Source organism: Paenibacillus sp. V4I3 (assembly GCF_030817215.1).
GTDB lineage: Bacteria > Bacillota > Bacilli > Paenibacillales > NBRC-103111 > Paenibacillus_E.
In genome coordinates this window covers 2,179,425-2,195,277 of record NZ_JAUSZA010000001.1, presented here as the reverse complement: position 1 = coordinate 2,195,277, position 15,853 = coordinate 2,179,425, and the positions used below count along the sequence as shown (strand labels likewise).

The following is a 15,853-nucleotide window of genomic DNA, read 5'->3' as shown; positions in this document are numbered from 1 at the left end:
CCTCTGAGGTACATTGATTCCATCGACGGCAAGGGTGCAAAAGATGGTTCGATTTTTACGCTAAAGGAGGTGACACACGATGCCACATACACCGCTAGACAACATTCAATCAGCCCCTATGATTACTACACGAAGATTTACCCGCCATGCCGCCAAGTCGCTGCAGCCCCGTCGTCGTTTCAAGCAAAATATGCCGCTGTTGATTATGTTTGTACCGGTTATCGCTTACTTTATTATCTTTAGATATTTTCCAATATTAGGAAATATAATTGCCTTCAAAAACTATAACTTGATGGATGGCATATGGGGAAGCCCATGGGTTGGCCTAAAGTATTTCAAGGCCCTTTTCACCCAACCCCAGACGCTGACCATCATCCGCAACACCGTCACATTGAGCTTATTAAGCATTGTCGCTGGATTTCCATTTCCGATTATCATTGCCATCCTACTGAATGAAGTTCGCGCCATGCGTTTCAAAAGGATTGTGCAGACGCTAATCTATATTCCTCACTTCTTCTCATGGGTCATTGTCGGAGGCATTATCGTTACGATATTCTCTCAGCAATCCGGTATTGTTAACAAGCTGTTGGAGCTATGGACGGGTCACACCACTGCCTTCTTGTATCAGGAGCATAGCTGGATTGCTATCTTCCTCGGATCTGGGATTTGGAAGGAAGCCGGATGGGGAGCGATTATTTATCTGGCTGCTCTTACCTCGATCGATACGCATCTGTATGAAGCGGCCAGCATCGATGGTGCATCTAAATGGAAGCAGATCTGGCATGTCACGCTGCCCGGCATTCGCAGCACGATTATTCTCATGCTGATTCTGAGTATGGGTAATGTCATGGAAGTCGGGTTTGACCATGTGTACACGCTCCAAAATGCAGCCGTTTCGGATGTCTCGAATGTCATCAGCACCTATATCTTTATCGTGGGTGTCCAGGGAGGACAGTTCAGTTTAACGACGGCGGTCGGGTTGTTTGAATCTCTGGTCGGCTTCTTCTTCGTCGTCCTTGCGAATCAACTTGCCCGTAAATTCGATCAAGGACTGTGGTAAGAAAGGAGCCTCCCCATCATGAAACCAACATGGGATGAGAAAATCTTTTACACGATCAATTATATGTTCCTTGGCCTTGCAGCTCTAAGCTGCGTTCTTCCTTTGATGCATATCGTATCTTTATCTCTGAGCAGCTATCAGGCGATTGTATCAGGGCATGTAACCCTGTGGCCGCAAGGCTGGACTGTAGAAGCGTACAAAGCCTTATATGTTGGCACGAATTTGGTCAAAGCCTTTGGTAATAGTGTCGTAATTACCGTTGTAGGCGTTGTACTAAGCATGTGGTTTACAATCATGGCGGCTTATCCGTTAGCCAAGAAATATTTCTATGCCCGTCGCTTTTTTACACTGGCTATCGTATTTACCATGCTGTTCGGAACACCGTTAATTCCTCTGTTCCTGATCGTGAAAAGTCTCGGCTTACTAGATACTTACGGTGCCATATGGATGCCGGGACTGATCAGCGCGTTCAATATGCTTGTGCTTCGGACCTTCTTTATGAATGTGCCGGAAGAGCTTGAAGAGGCAGCACGCATGGATGGCTGTGGAGAATGGAGACTTCTCACCCAGATTATTCTCCCTTTATCCATGCCAGTCTTGGCTACGTTGACTTTATTCTATGGCGTCGGATATTGGAATTCATTCTTACACGTACTTATGTTTATCAATGACAGCACACGAATGAATTTGGCGGTTATGATTCAACAGATGGTCGCCAGCCAATCGATTCTTCAAGAGCTTAATTCCGTAAGACCGGATGATTTGCAGCAAATGACACCAGAATCCATCAAAGCGGCCGGCGTGATCGTACTCATTGTGCCTATGCTGATTGTTTATCCATTTTTGCAGAAGTATTTTGTTAAAGGGGTCATGATCGGCGCGATTAAAGGATAACACGAAGGGCAACACAAATTAACTTGAGCTGTTTTAGGAAACGAATTATCTAAGGGGGGTACATCCATGTCTATGTTACGCAGGGGTCATCGAAAAGCTCTACTGTCCACACTAGCTTTAATCGCAGTATTGGCAGGCTGCTCCACAGCTAAAGTCAACGATCCAGGGGCTTCGTCAAGTCCGAATGCGACCCCAGCAGCCGAACCTGCTAAAAGAGGAGCGATTAACGTTTCCGTCTATGATCGGGGCAATATTCCTCCAGAAGAAGGCAACTGGGATAAAAACCGTTGGGTGGAGTGGATCAACAAGAACGGTCCTGTCGATGTTAAATACACACCCGTTCCCCGCTGGGAATCGTTCCCGAAATTTAATGCCTTGCTTGCCTCTGGAAGCGCACCGGATTTGATTCTGGAGTATGATGCCAACTACAGGAACAGCTGGTATTCGCAGAAGCTGCTGATGCCGGTCGATGAGATGATTGACAAATACAGCACAAACTACAAGCAAATCCTGGAGAAATATCCGCTGCTGCGCAAGATTGGTACGAAGGAAGACGGCAAGTTGTATGAAATCGGGCGTTTGAATGTCGTGGCCCCGCATCATCGTCTCTTAATCCGTGAGGACTGGCTCCAGAAGCTGAACCTCCCTGTTCCGACGACGACCGAAGAATTGTATAACGTAGCCAAAGCATTCGTGAACCAGGATCCGGACGGCAACGGTAAAAAAGATACGTTCGGTATCAACCTGAGCGGCGTCGGCTTCTCCGTGATCAGCCACATCTTCGGACGTTCGATCGATTGGGCTGAGCAAAACGGTACATTTGTACATGATTGGGAACGCCTCCAGGCATCTGTAGAATTCCAGAAGCGTTTGTTTGACGACGGATTAGTCGATAAGGATTTTCTCACGGATAAAAACGGACAAAAAGGCATCCAAGATTTCATGAACGGAAAATTAGGGATTTTCGCGATCGACAGTGCATGGTTTACCATTTCGAACTATGAAACTTTGAAGAAGAACAACCCTACGGCTAAGGTCATTCCTATGGCTTTACCGAAGAGCCAATTCGGGCAGTTCAGCCCGATTATCAGCACACCCGTGCAAATGGTCGGTGTCGTCAATGCCAAAGCGAAGGATCCGAAAGCAATTATGCAATATATTGACTGGATGGTGGATCCCCAACATGCAAGCCTGCTAAAAAACGGTATTGAGGGTACACATTCGCAAAAAGGCTCGAATGGCTGTTTGCAGCCTATCGATACTGAGAAAAATAAGAAGGAACTGTACACCGACGATCTGAATATGATGAGATCTGATTTGCTGCTGGGCAAATGTGCGGAAGTGTATCTGGTGAACTTGCGCCCAGAAGTGCCAACCCAGAAAGAACTGCTCGATATCAATCTCAAATCCAAAGAAATCTATATTAATAAAGATCGTCCTATTCCTTCGCTCGGCTATGACTTCTTACCGGTCTTGCCTGATGATCTGCAAGCGATTGTCAAAAGCACAAGTAAATCCAACAACATCGATAAAGGCGACATTTGGTTGAAAGCCTTGGTAGGCGGCACTGGCTATACCGCACAGCAAGCTGTGAAGGATGCCAAGGATGTATGGGAAAAAGCAGGCGGCAAACAAGTCGACGATTATTACACCAAATGGTATGAGAATAATAAGACCAAGGCTTTTAGTATCGATGATCTGTACAAATTCGCTGAACAGTCTCAGAAAGAGTTGAAATAGAACAAAGGAGGAGCGGCGCTCCAATATTAGATGGATCGGAGCGCCGTCTACACATGACGTGGACCCCGGATAGGATTAGGGAATCCTATTGATAATCTCAGTCATCTGGAGGTAATTATGAGATCCCTACACAAGTCAAAACTCCTTGTTTCAATCCTTCTGTCGGCAATCATTGTCTCACTGCTCCCGCTCTTTCCAGCGTATCGTGCTTTTGCTGCGGGAACAGGTATTACCCAAGACTACTGGAACAATGTTCCTGGTGGGAAAGTAGAACAGATTCCATTAAAGACTCCTCCGTCGGGTTCGAGGTTACTCGCTAACTTCGAGACACCGAACAATACGGGGGATCTCTATGGTTCTCGCGTTTATGGTTTTCTAACGCCGCCAGTCAGCGGAGGCTACACCTTCTGGATTGCAGCGGATGACAGCTCCGAGTTATGGCTGAGTCCGGATGGCGATCCTGCGCACAAAGAGAAGATAGCATCTAATACCGTCTTCGCCAAGCCCAGAGAGTGGGGTAAATCCCCAACTCAGAAATCTGTGGTCATTCCGCTATCCAGCGGGAAAAGATATTACATCGAGGCGCTGCACAAAGAAAACACCTCTAATGACAATTTGGCTGTCGCCTGGCAAGGGCCGGGAATAGCCCAACAGGTGATACCTGGCACTTACCTGACACCTTATGTGCTGCCTGATGCGCCAACTAACCCCGTGCAGGACGATACAGCAAATACATTCGGATGGACACCCATTCCCGGTTTCTTGGATGTGGCTGCCTATGAATACAGCACAGATCGCGGTTACACGTGGCAAACCGTAACAACGAACCCGCTTCAACTGGACAATATCAATTACACGACGGGACAAATACAGGTTCGGTTGAAAGAAACGTCAGCTCAGCCTGCCGGAAAGATTCTGTATTCAACCGCTTTTTACACGCTAACTACCGTGGAACAGCCTGCGCCGGTTTATACAATGCTTTGGAAAATCGGGCTTGATAATCAGCTTTCGACTGAATTTAGCGATTATAAATCAACACCCATTGAGTCCTTCAGCCTTCCTTCCGACTGGGCCACTCGCACAGATTGGAGTTCGGTATCTAAAGGACTGAAGCTTAGCCGCAACGGTTCTATGGTTATTACTTACAACTTGCCTGCGATCCCGGAGCATGGCGTACAATTCAGCTTCAGGAGCTTGGATGCGTATGTATCCGTTCCGCAACTAGCTGTATTTTCAAATGATACGATGGCCGGTTTAATCCAAATCGTCGGCTTGAACGGCGGGAATACGACTCGGAAATTCAAAGAAACCTATGAGCTTTATATTCCTAAGGAAATGCTGAAGGTTGGAACTAATGAACTGAAGCTGTCATTGGATCGAGGCTTGTATGCTGGAACTGAAGGTGATGAATATCATTGGTTTGAATGGGATTATGCCAAACTTGAGGCATTAGGGGCTCCAGCTGTGGAGCCGATTCACGGGAGATATACCCATCTTGGAACAGCGCTTGTCTCTCATGTGTTGAAAGACCGCGATCTGCAAACGATGGAAGTAACGAAGTGGCTGGGACTCGCCTACAGCGGGAACGTCATTCGTTCCAGTCAATTCTCACGGGAATGGCTGACTGCTTTACGCGATTTGAATTTGGCACCGGTGCTGCTGCCATTCGGAACCTATATCAAGGACCCTGAGCTTTCGTCGGGAGTCGTCCCAGAGAAGCTTAAAGAGTACTACAACAATCTCATTGCGGAAAATGGGGATTTGTTCGAATACTTGGAGCTTGATAATGAACCCGGCGTGTTCAACAATGCATTTGCCGCCGATTTGGCTCTTGCTAAGTATGTTAGTGAGCAGAAGCCTTTGCTAAACCCTTGGTTGAAAGCGGTTTCTCCAGGCTGGGCTTACTGGCCCTCCAAAGGAATTCCCGATGGCTGGGAGCGTGATCCTGCCTACCGCAGACAGATTGAAGACTATACCGATATGACGAACGGTCACAGCTATACCTTAAGCGGGATTTCGAGTGGTGAGGGAGGCGCAGTCGTTGAGACGTTAAAGACTTTCCCTGAGTATCAGGGTGACGGAATGGCAAAGCCGATGATGATGAGTGAAACGGGAGCTAATGATTTTCATACCGACAATAACCGTTACGATACGTTCACGCATCGTTTTGCCTCTATCTTTGATAGGGAAACGCGCAGTACCATCGGCTATCTCGATTACATCATGCAGCATGCGGCTTACTTCCGAGAGTACAGTTTGCTCAAAGAAGACATCGAGATGAAATCCGCTGACGATGCCGAAGCGTGGATCAACACGAGCGATCCCGATGAAACGCGTTTGAAGGTTTTCCGCCGTTTAGCGTTAGCCTACAGTACGCATGGCAAACCGCTCCCTTATGTGTTTACAAATCAGAATGAGCTTGCCGGGAAAAAAGCTTATTTCCGCGCGGTGGATACGTCAAGCCTTGGTGTGAGCAGTAGCGGAGCAAAATCCAATAAAATTCTGCTCAATTTTGTTAATTTTGAAACGACACCGGTCACGATGAACGTCCACGTCACGCTGCCTAATAACGCCCAGTATGCGGCAGAACGCTTTGGCGCAGGCAGCACGTATGCGGCTGCACGCAGTTTTACGACCATTGACGCTGCTTCGGGCGCGCAGTTATCAGAGACACTTCAACCGGGCGAAGCCGTCCAATACATTTTGACCACGTTAGAACATTCAGCACCAAGCAAGCCTACGCTGCAAGCACGGGCCGTTTCATACAAACAAATCAAGCTGACTTGGCAGCCTTCTACGGATAATGCCGAAGTAGCCGGATATAAGCTCTATGATAACGGCGTACTGCTCGCTAAGCTGCCGAAAGCCGTAACTCGTTATTCACACCAAGATGTTAGACCGGAAAGCGCACACTTGTATACACTGATCGCTTATGATGATTCGGGCAACGAATCCGTACCGAGCGACCCTTTAGCCATTTCTTCCTTATCATTACCGGTATCTCCTTTTACCACTACGTCTACGGGAGCTTTGCATGTTGAAGCAGAGCAAACGGAACTGGAAGGAGTGACCCATCATGGCACATTCGTCGGCATGTACTTTACACAAGGGCGGATGAATATGCTCAAGGCACCTGTAAAAGCAAATACCAATTATATTCTTAAGCTTAAATATAGTTCAGCCGCGAACAAAAAGGTGAACCTCGTTATCGATAATCAGCTGATACGGGCCCTTGATCTGCCTGGAACGGAGCCAAACGTCTATACAACAGTCGAATATAACGTCATGATGCCTGCGGACATAAGCAACCTTGTCCTGTCCATCGTCAAGAGCAGCGATAATGTGTTCGCCTTCTTCGATTGGTTCGAGCTGAAAGAAGGCATCTTGGATGAAACACCGCAAGCACTTTGGACGAATGTCATTCATTCCAGTACGAATATGTATTATTCCGCCCCTACCTTCGCTCTCGGCGCCAATGGAGCAAATTTCCATGAAACGACATCGCCTGGCGATTACACAGCTATGGGCTTTAAGGGTACGGGTATCCGTTGGTATTCCGATATTGAGTCTACTTTAGGCGAGGCAGATGTTTATATCGATGATGTCCTGCAAGCAACTGTGGATTTGAAAACAGCTAACACACAAGGCGCGAAGAAGGTTGTTTTCGAAAAGACCGGTCTCCCTATGGAAAACCATATCATCAAAGTTGTCGCTAAAAACGGCCGGATCATCCATCAATCATTTGAGTTTTTGAGTTTGGAACGCCAACCCTTAACGCCAGGCCCCGATCTTATCGTAACAGATCTTGGAACGGATCCAGCAGATCCGTATGCCGGGCAAACGGGAATTCGTTTCTATGTCACGGTGAAAAATGTCGGTATTCTCCCAACCCCAGCAGGCAAAATAACTGGTGCCGTGTTTGGATTGAACGGCGGCTCGTTTGGCTATACGGATACGTATAATCAATCCATCCCGGTAGGCGGCAGTGCAACACTTTATACGAACGCAGGCGGTGAAAATGGATATTGGGAAGTGCCTAATGGAGAAGCCACCTACCAGTTAAGCGTCAATATCAATGATATCGGACGATTCACTGAGATGGATCGCACGAACAACACCAAGGAGATGACTTTCCAGGTGAAGAAGCGAGATGTCACCCCTCCTGTGACAACAGCGACAGCGGATGGGGCAACTGGGGCAGACACATTCAACAAACAAGATGTGCATGTTACGTTTACAGCCGTGCATCCGACTGTTGGCGTTGGAATCAAACAAACGGAGTACCGAATTCAAGGTGGAACATGGCATCTTGTCACAGCTCAGCCGGTCACCTTCACCGATGAAGGGGTGCATCAAATCCAATACCGCTCGATTGATGTGGCGAATAACGAAGAAGTGCCCAAAGATTTGATTATTGGCATCGATAAAACGGCTCCTTCCACCACGCACACATCATTAGAGGGGTGGCAGCGAACACCGCAAACTGTCACATTAGCGGCATACGATACTTTGAGCGGTGTACAACAGACCTTTTACATGCTAAATGGGGGAACAGCCACTGCCGGAACCTCGGTTACGGTAAGCACCTACGGTGTGAACACGATACACTATTACAGTGTTGATGCGGCAGGCAATCAGGAAGTTAGTCATTCTGCGGAGGTATGCTACGATCCGCAAGCTCCTGAAATCAACATTGCCGGTCCTTTAACTGTATTTTGGACGGATCCGATTGTACTGAATGTTGGTATCACAGATGCTTTAAGTGGAGTGGCCTCATCTCTTGTCAAACTGGACGGTGTCGTTGTTAGCCCTAACATTAACCTCCAACCGCTTAGCTTGTGGTTAGGTCAGCATACGATTGAAGTAACGGCAACCGATACTGCGGGCAATACGATCGTACGTACCTTTGTATTGAAGGTGATCATGGATCTCGATCATTTGGACGATCTGCTCCGTTTATTATGGAATTTAGGATATTTCCCAAATCAAAGCACTTATAACAGCTTTCAGAACAAAGTTACTCAGCTTCAGAAACTGCTAAACCAAAGTCAGCTTAAAGATCCGACTATCTTTGATGCTGTCATCAAAGATGGCAAGTATACGGATAGTAATACCGCCAAGCTGCTTCGGGATGCCATTTTATATCTGCAGCAAAAATTAGGGAAGTAAATAGTAAAAAAGGGGTATCTCATCCAAAGTCACTTTTGGATGAGATGCCCCTTTACCCTTTTCTGTACCATGCTAGCGCACCAAAATTTTCCTAGGGGAACGTCGATGTCCTATTTGGACGAAAAACCCCGAAATCATGCGGAAGAGGAACAAGACGCGTTATTTCACTGTTTTTGCCTCTGGATCGTTCATTTTGCCGAAATAACGCACTCATGTTCCCCAAATTTGATTTCTGGCGTAGATTTCCTAAAATAGCCGCTTGCTCCAGAAATGAACTTTCGGACAAGCGGCGTGTGCTTCACAACCTGATAATGGATAATTTACTTCAAGTTAAGCAAAACTTTTTGAAAGAAGGACTACCTTGAGCGCTCCTTGCGCACAATCTTTGTGCGCTAGCGTCCGGTGGCGACGAATCTGCCGCCTTTGCGCACAATTTTTGTGCGCTAGCGTCCGGTGGCGACGAATCTGCCGCCTTTGCGCACAATTTTTGTGCGCTAGCGTCCGGTGGCGACGAATCTGCCGCCCTTGCGCACAATTTTTGTGCGCTAGCGTCCGGTGGCGACAGATATGCCGCCCTTGCGCACAATTTTTGTGCGCTAGCGTCCGGTGGCGACGAATCTGCCGCCTTTGCGCACAATTTTTGTGCGCTAGCGTCCGGTGGCGACGAATCTGCCGCCTTTGCGCACAATTTTTATGCGCTAGCGTCCGGTGGCGACGAATCTGCCGCCTTTGCGCACAATTTTTGTGCGCAAAATCAGTGGTGGGCGCTTAGCCTCCAAGCTAACCGCCACACTTAGAACTTAGAACGGGACCCTGCCCTCTGAATTTTATACTTTATTATAAAATAACGAATCGACGTTCCGCCACATCTTTTTAAACGAATTTATGTCTTGAATCTTCGTTTGGCACCCTGTTTACTCGGACAAGCGTTCCACTAATTGATGTGACTCTAGAACAAGATCTCCACGGATGCTGCATGCATTCGGATTGTCCAAACTGTCCAGGAAATGCTGAACAACACCAGCAAAGCCCCTTCTTTCAAGCACCGTGTCCCAGCTCCCAAAAGAGCGAACGCGTGGGGCGGCGCCTTTTTCATAAAAAACGGCTGACTCTAGGTTCGTTACTTCTACCGATCGGCCGCTGCCGTGCAGCTCAACTTTTTCTAAATCAACACCTGCAAGTCTAACCATACTGTAATTGCCTAGAGAAGAACCGAATGTCAACGTCCCTGAAGCATGGAGCAGTTTGCCTTCTTCATCGACTTGTTGGTTGTATGTACTCACTTCATACGGGCTCTCTCCAAGCCACAGCAAAAGGTCCAGCATGTGAATCAGGTCATCATACAACGTCTCTTTGGCGCTATGTCCTTGCTGTTTGATGCGGTGCTTAACGGCTGAACACCAATCGAAGCCGCCTGCCTCCTGCAGCCATTGCTTAGCCTCCATATAAAGAGGAGCAAACCTGCGGTTAAACCCCGCTGCCAGCAAAACGCCTTTTCGCTCCGCATAAGAAGCCATCTCGGCGGACTGTGCCCAATCGTAGGACAACGGTTTATCTACATAAACAGCCACACCTTGCTCTATACTTTTCATAGCCAAATCGTAATGGGTTGATGTCGGACTATGTACGAAAACAGCATCCAGCCCTTGTGCAAGAAGCTCATCTAAGTTCGTTGTCCCATAAGGAATGCGATACTTTGCCTTCATCCGTTCTACCGTCGCCGGAGTGGAGCTCATGATGCCTACGATATCCACTTGTTCGTTTACCGATAAAAGAGGCAGATACACTTTTTGTGCGATATCACCTAGACCAATTAATCCAATTCTTTTCTTCGTCACTAGGCTTCACTCCTCATTTGTTTTCCCAGCACCATACGTCCAACCAACAGTCCAAGTACAAGTAAAACAGCACCAACCACCGTAGAAACACCATATATTTGCACCCACATCGGGGCATCCGTAATCAGGGCATATACTTTTCCGCCAAAAATAGGTCCCAAGAAAGCGGCAAAGCCGGTGAAAGCCGAATATGTGGCAATATACATCGGACGTTCGCTCTTCGGTGTGTCGCCAATCGTAAACGTGAACACCATTTGATTAAACCCACCAAGCCCAATGCCAAGAACGATATGAACGGCATACAGAACAACAATGGCTGGAATGAAAGCAATTGCTCCCCATAATAAACAAGCAAGCGCAATGATCGGTAAGGACCATAGCAGCAAGGTTTGAGCCGTATAACGCACATTCAGATTGCCCCATACATAGTAACTGGCCATCATGACCATGGTATGAACGACCGTAATTAACGAGACTGTTTCATAATTAATTTTCATCAGCTTGAGCATGACATAAGAGAAAAGCGGCACGGTTACCCCTTGCACGAATAAAAACACAGCCAAAAAGAGAATCGCTTTAAGAAAAGCACGATCCTTCAACGGCTTCCCAATCATCCCTACCGGATTCGTTTCCGTAGATGGCTCGAAGGGTGGATTCGGATATAAACCGAAGGCCAGTATATTTAAGACCACACAAACGCTGCATATGATAAATAAATAGTTAAATCCTTGCCCGCCTGGATAACGATCCAAAATTTGTCCGCCAATGAAAAGAGCTAGAGAACTTACCCCGCCTAATATCGTGTTGCGAAGTCCAAAATATCGTCCTCGAACCGGACCCGGCACCGCATCACTAATCAGTGAGGTCCAAACGATTCCACCCGCGGCATTTCCCAAATGAGCAGCCGTATAAAGCACAATATACATGACAACCCACAGATCTTTGGGAAATAAAAAAGGAATCAAGCCCACTGAGGTCCAAAGCAATCGGTGTGAGGAAGCAAATATAAGCAGCATCCGTTTGCGGTTTCTGAATTTTTGCATGACCACAGCCATCCCAATTTGAATGATATTGACGACAGTTGTAATGGCCAACACCAAACCAATTTCGGTTGAAGTTGCTCCTAAATAAAGCAAATAACCCGTTAGAAACGGACCGCCAAGGAGCTGAAATATTATAACGGCCGGAAACCCCTCCAACGTTGCGATGAGCAGACTTTTTCGGTAGGAGGATGCTTTTTTTCTAGGTTTTCGTAAATAATCCGCAATCTTCATTGCCATACTCGCCTCCTGATGTAATTCTTATGATGGATGACTGATCTTAAAGTTTACAAACTATAGGGCGCTTATGGTAAAATAGGACTGACTACCTAATCTATCATGTCAGGCGGGATCACCCAAATATTATGAAACCAAACCATTTTGGTCTTATCACAAGCTTATTACTCTTTTTGACTTTCATTGTACTCTCTCTCATGTTTCAGTCAACCATTTATTTGTATATCGCCAGCGTATGTCCGCTTCTCATCGTTCCTTTTCTTCCCGATATTCGATCAAATCAGTTCATTAAGCCGAATCAAGCTAAAGGTGCTGTAAGATTGATTACAATGGAGAACAAGGACAAGGCTGATTCTGATTTTCTTGTTATCTTGTTTGAACCAGGGTATGTAAGATGGAAGCGCGGGAAGCTCTTTTTCAACATGGAAGATATCATGAAAGATGTCTATATCAAGCCAGATCCTCTCGCCGCCACCATGACGGTGTTAAAATATGATCTATTCCTACATCGACGCAAGAAAAATTGGATCGGCATTTCCTTAACACAGCTTGAACAGCGCACCGAGCATCTCTCTTATACGACCAATGAAATCAATCGTCTGGTCATTCGGATGTCCGACGTGAATGAATTGCTTCAAAGGCCTGTTAATCAGCCAGCTGCAGCTGGACAAAGTATTGGCGCCTAGGAAGATTAAAAAAATCACCCTGCCTTGAGCTATTACGCCATTCAACCATTATACTTCATGGTAGAATGACAATAGCTTGATGACGGGTGATTTTTTTGTGGTGATGTTGGATAAACCCAAAGGTTAAGCTCATGGTTGGGGAGCTTGTGCAAGTGATGCTTCCCATTAGGAGTCTCCAGAGGCTGTTATTGAGAGAAAATCGCGTAAAAATCGCCAAATAAGAGGCTTTTGAGACTTCTATTTCCCCCGTATGATGCCGAATTCTACAATTCTCCAGTATATAGGAGCCTTTAGGGTCTTCTATTTGCTGCATACAAGCTTTTTTGGGTCAAATAAGAGCTCCTAAAGGCTGCTATTTATTTCATATGGCGTGGGAGCAATTAGTAGCGTTTTTCAAAAACCGCCTCAGAAGCATCCTAATCTGATCCTGCTCATCACGGCCATAAAAACTAGTTAAGTTCGTCCTCACACAAATAAGCCGCTAAAGTACGAACCATGACACCTGTTGCACCCTTAGGTTCGATGCCTTTGGCCGACCATAGCCAAGCTGTGCCGCCTGTATCCAGATGGATCCAAGGCGTTTCTTCGGCGAAGTAGCCGATGAACAGACCTGCTGTAATGGCTCCTGCCCAGCGATCGGATGAAGTCGCATTCTTAACATCGGCGACATCACTCTTCAGCATGGCACGATATTCCGGATAGTTTGGCAGCTGCCATACTTTTTCTCCAGCCGCCGAAGCTGCTTGGAGCAGCGGTTTCAGAAACTCGTCATCGTTCGTCACAGCGCCAGTCGCGACATCGGCGAAGCAGATTAAGATGGCCCCTGTTAATGTTGCAACATCAATCAGGCGATTCGCTCCCAGCTGCTTGGCGTAGGTCAAGCCATCGGCCAATATAATGCGGCCTTCCGCATCTGTATTTAATACTTCCACGGAATGTCCGCTTAGCATCGTCACGATATCTCCAGGGCGATACGCAGAGCCAGACGTCATGTTCTCCGCCGCAGGGATAACCACGACCAGATTCACCTTCGGCTTCAGTTGACCGACGACGTGCAGGGCACCGAGCAGTGTAGCGGCTCCGCCCATATCGCTGATCATTTCTTCCATGCCGTCGGGCTTCTTCATCGAGATCCCGCCGGTATCGAAGGTCACGCCCTTGCCGACGAGGCCCAGCACGTCGGCGGAATCTGGATCACCCTTATACTGTAGGGTGATCATGCGCGGCGGGTTGACGCTGCCTGCGCCAACCGCGGTAAGCCCGCCCATCCCGCGGGCGGCAATCTCGTGCTCGTCCAGCACTTCGCAGGCGAAGCCGTAGTGCTGGGCGAGCCGAACGGCTTCCTCTGCGATGGAAGCCGGAATGAGCTTATTGCCCGGGAGGTTCGTGAGATCCCGGGCATAGTTCGTGCCCTCCGCAACCGCCTCAGCGGCTGCGATCGCCCCTTCCAGAAGCGCTGCATCCGCAGCAGCTTCTGTGAGCAGTACCGCCTGGCGCAGCTCCGCGCGCGCATGCTCGGTCTTGCGGTACGCCGCGATGCGGTACGTACCGAGGAGCAGCCCTTCGGTCAGCGCCGAGGCGGCTGACCGGCTGTCGAACCCGCTTGGCAGCTTCAGCGCCAAGCGTTCGAACTGCAACGCGAGTGCCTTACGCGCTGCAAACACCGCGGCTGCGCGCAGCGTATCGCGTGACGCTGCGGGGCCGAGCCCCGCAACGAACACGTACGCGTACGGCAGCAGCCCGTGGGTCGGCAGCGCCTCGAGCTCGCCTGAGGCGCCAGTGAATAGACCCTTTGCGCACATGCGCTCAAGGGCCTGATCAAGCTGCGGTAGTCCCAGGACATTGTCCTGGCGCAGCTCAGCTTCACTTAGGCAGACGAGGATTGCGTCTGCCCCCGTTTCATTATCCATCAATGACGTAAAAACGCCCGTCGTTACATCCGTAATTTTAGCAAACATGGGTAATTCTCCTTAATTTCAAGTAGTTTCTATTGTCACTCCAATTAATAAAAAGATGCGGCCTTCTGCACCACTGACTGCATGGGCAGCTGGTAAGGACACTTCTCTTCGCAAAGCGGTTTCTCTTTGCAAGGATCATGGTCTGCACAGCCTACTATTCTATCCTTTTGTCTTTGGAAAAATCCGTCGCCCTTCGGCAGCAATCCGAATTTCTCTCTAAATCTACTCGCAATCATCACGTCCGGAATTGAGATTTCGAGCGGGCATGAACAATAATTGCAGCGTCTGCAATCATGTTGACCCAGCTCTATAGCCAATTTCTCAAGCTCCTGGCGCTCCTCGGCTCCTACTTCCTGCTCCTGCGCAGCCAAGTTTTCTTGTACTTCCTTGATACTCACCATCCCTGAGATCGTAACATGCACGTCTTGACTATAAGGATAGCGGATCGCACGGTCAACCGGTTGAATGAATCCGCCGGACAAAGGCTTCATCGCCACTTTCATTAAATCCATCTCTGTCGCTTTTGGGATCAGCTCATCAAGTGCAAACGGCTGCGCCAAATTGAGATGAAACAAAATCTGCGAAAATTGCCCTTTGGCGATCCATTTCGCAAGTAAATCTGGACGGTGTCCGGAAATGCCGATAAATCGCACTTTTCCTTCCCGCTGAGCCTCAAGAGCAGCTTCATAGGCTCCGCCAATATCCATCGCTTTCTTAAACTCGCTCACATAATTCACGTAGTGAATTTGCAGTAAATCTACATGGTCTGTTTTCATACGAACCAAGCTTCGCTCAATTTCCGCTTTCGCCGTTTCGTAATCACGTGCCCCTGTCTTCGTCGCTAAGAAATACTCCTGTCTGCGATGGGAGATACACTCGCCGATAATTTCCTCGCTGTTCCGGTATGCTGCTGCAGTATCAATATAATTAATGCCATGATCCAAGGCGTAGTTCAATGCTTCTCTTGCTTGTTCTAGAGGTACACTTGGAAGATTCATAGCACCAAATCCAAGTGATGAAACGTTGTAGCCGGATTTACCGAAAGTCGAATATCTCAAGCCAAAATCTCCCTTCCAACTAAGAAAATCATTCATAATTGCGCTTGCAACTATTGTAATACAACTCGGTCCTACTTTCCATGCAATAGGCGTTTATAAACGCTATCATGATATTCAATGACAGCAATCGCACTTGACTAGCCATAAATGTATTGACAATGAAAGTGATAATC

Annotated in this window: 9 protein-coding genes; 5 read left to right on the top strand and 4 right to left on the bottom strand. The window is 47.8% G+C overall.

Features of this window, described 5'->3' with window-relative positions:
- Nucleotides 1–118: 118 nt before the first annotated feature.
- The 4 genes from QFZ77_RS10220 (at nucleotide 119) to QFZ77_RS10205 (ending at nucleotide 8,863) form a co-directional block, all read left to right on the top strand.
- Nucleotides 119–1,060 (top strand): ABC transporter permease, encoded by a 942-nt coding sequence (locus QFZ77_RS10220; protein WP_307449387.1) that lies wholly within the window; start codon nucleotides 119–121, stop codon nucleotides 1,058–1,060.
- Nucleotides 1,061–1,078: 18 nt separating this feature from the next.
- Complete coding sequence (locus tag QFZ77_RS10215; protein WP_307439073.1) at nucleotides 1,079–1,954, top strand: carbohydrate ABC transporter permease; 876 nt, start codon at nucleotides 1,079–1,081, stop codon at nucleotides 1,952–1,954.
- Between the two features lie 66 nt (nucleotides 1,955–2,020).
- Complete coding sequence (locus QFZ77_RS10210) at nucleotides 2,021–3,694, top strand: extracellular solute-binding protein (protein WP_307439071.1); 1,674 nt, start codon at nucleotides 2,021–2,023, stop codon at nucleotides 3,692–3,694.
- A 117-nt stretch (nucleotides 3,695–3,811) separates the two neighbouring features.
- Nucleotides 3,812–8,863, top strand: a complete 5,052-nt coding sequence (locus QFZ77_RS10205) for an OmpL47-type beta-barrel domain-containing protein (protein WP_307439069.1) — start codon at nucleotides 3,812–3,814, stop codon at nucleotides 8,861–8,863.
- A 914-nt stretch (nucleotides 8,864–9,777) separates the two neighbouring features.
- On the opposite strand, the gene QFZ77_RS10200 is transcribed toward QFZ77_RS10205, so the two are convergent.
- Both QFZ77_RS10200 and QFZ77_RS10195 read right to left on the bottom strand, forming a co-directional pair.
- Nucleotides 9,778–10,701 carry a Gfo/Idh/MocA family protein gene (locus QFZ77_RS10200; protein WP_307439067.1) on the bottom strand — a complete coding sequence of 308 codons (924 nt, stop codon included), beginning with the start codon at nucleotides 10,699–10,701 and terminating at the stop codon, nucleotides 9,778–9,780.
- Nucleotides 10,701–11,981 carry an MFS transporter gene (locus QFZ77_RS10195; RefSeq protein WP_307439066.1) on the bottom strand — a complete coding sequence of 427 codons (1,281 nt, stop codon included), beginning with the start codon at nucleotides 11,979–11,981 and terminating at the stop codon, nucleotides 10,701–10,703. The genes QFZ77_RS10200 and QFZ77_RS10195 overlap by 1 nt, the downstream gene beginning before the upstream one ends.
- A gap of 125 nt (nucleotides 11,982–12,106) precedes the next feature.
- Between QFZ77_RS10195 and QFZ77_RS10190 the strand changes: the two genes are divergently transcribed.
- Nucleotides 12,107–12,664, top strand: coding sequence for a hypothetical protein (locus QFZ77_RS10190; RefSeq protein WP_307439064.1), 558 nt, complete (start codon nucleotides 12,107–12,109; stop codon nucleotides 12,662–12,664).
- A 449-nt stretch (nucleotides 12,665–13,113) separates the two neighbouring features.
- Here the strand turns inward: QFZ77_RS10190 and QFZ77_RS10185 are convergent, their stop codons facing one another.
- Nucleotides 13,114–14,622 (bottom strand): leucyl aminopeptidase, encoded by a 1,509-nt coding sequence (locus QFZ77_RS10185; RefSeq protein WP_307439062.1) that lies wholly within the window; start codon nucleotides 14,620–14,622, stop codon nucleotides 13,114–13,116.
- 44 nt (nucleotides 14,623–14,666) lie between these two features.
- Nucleotides 14,667–15,680, bottom strand: a complete 1,014-nt coding sequence (locus tag QFZ77_RS10180; RefSeq protein ID WP_307439060.1) for an aldo/keto reductase — start codon at nucleotides 15,678–15,680, stop codon at nucleotides 14,667–14,669.
- Nucleotides 15,681–15,853 lie beyond the last annotated feature (173 nt).

What these genes read in the sequence shown, in the direction of transcription:
- QFZ77_RS10220 (WP_307449387.1), top strand. Translation starts at nt 119, where the DNA reads ATGATTACTACACGAAGATTTACCCGCCATGCCGCCAAGTCGCTGCAG.
- QFZ77_RS10215 (WP_307439073.1), top strand. Translation starts at nt 1,079, where the DNA reads ATGAAACCAACATGGGATGAGAAAATCTTTTACACGATCAATTATATG.
- QFZ77_RS10210 (WP_307439071.1), top strand. Translation starts at nt 2,021, where the DNA reads ATGTCTATGTTACGCAGGGGTCATCGAAAAGCTCTACTGTCCACACTA.
- QFZ77_RS10205 (WP_307439069.1), top strand. Translation starts at nt 3,812, where the DNA reads ATGAGATCCCTACACAAGTCAAAACTCCTTGTTTCAATCCTTCTGTCG.
- QFZ77_RS10195 (WP_307439066.1), bottom strand. Translation starts at nt 11,981, where the DNA reads ATGGCAATGAAGATTGCGGATTATTTACGAAAACCTAGAAAAAAAGCA.
- QFZ77_RS10190 (WP_307439064.1), top strand. Translation starts at nt 12,107, where the DNA reads ATGAAACCAAACCATTTTGGTCTTATCACAAGCTTATTACTCTTTTTG.
- QFZ77_RS10185 (WP_307439062.1), bottom strand. Translation starts at nt 14,622, where the DNA reads ATGTTTGCTAAAATTACGGATGTAACGACGGGCGTTTTTACGTCATTG.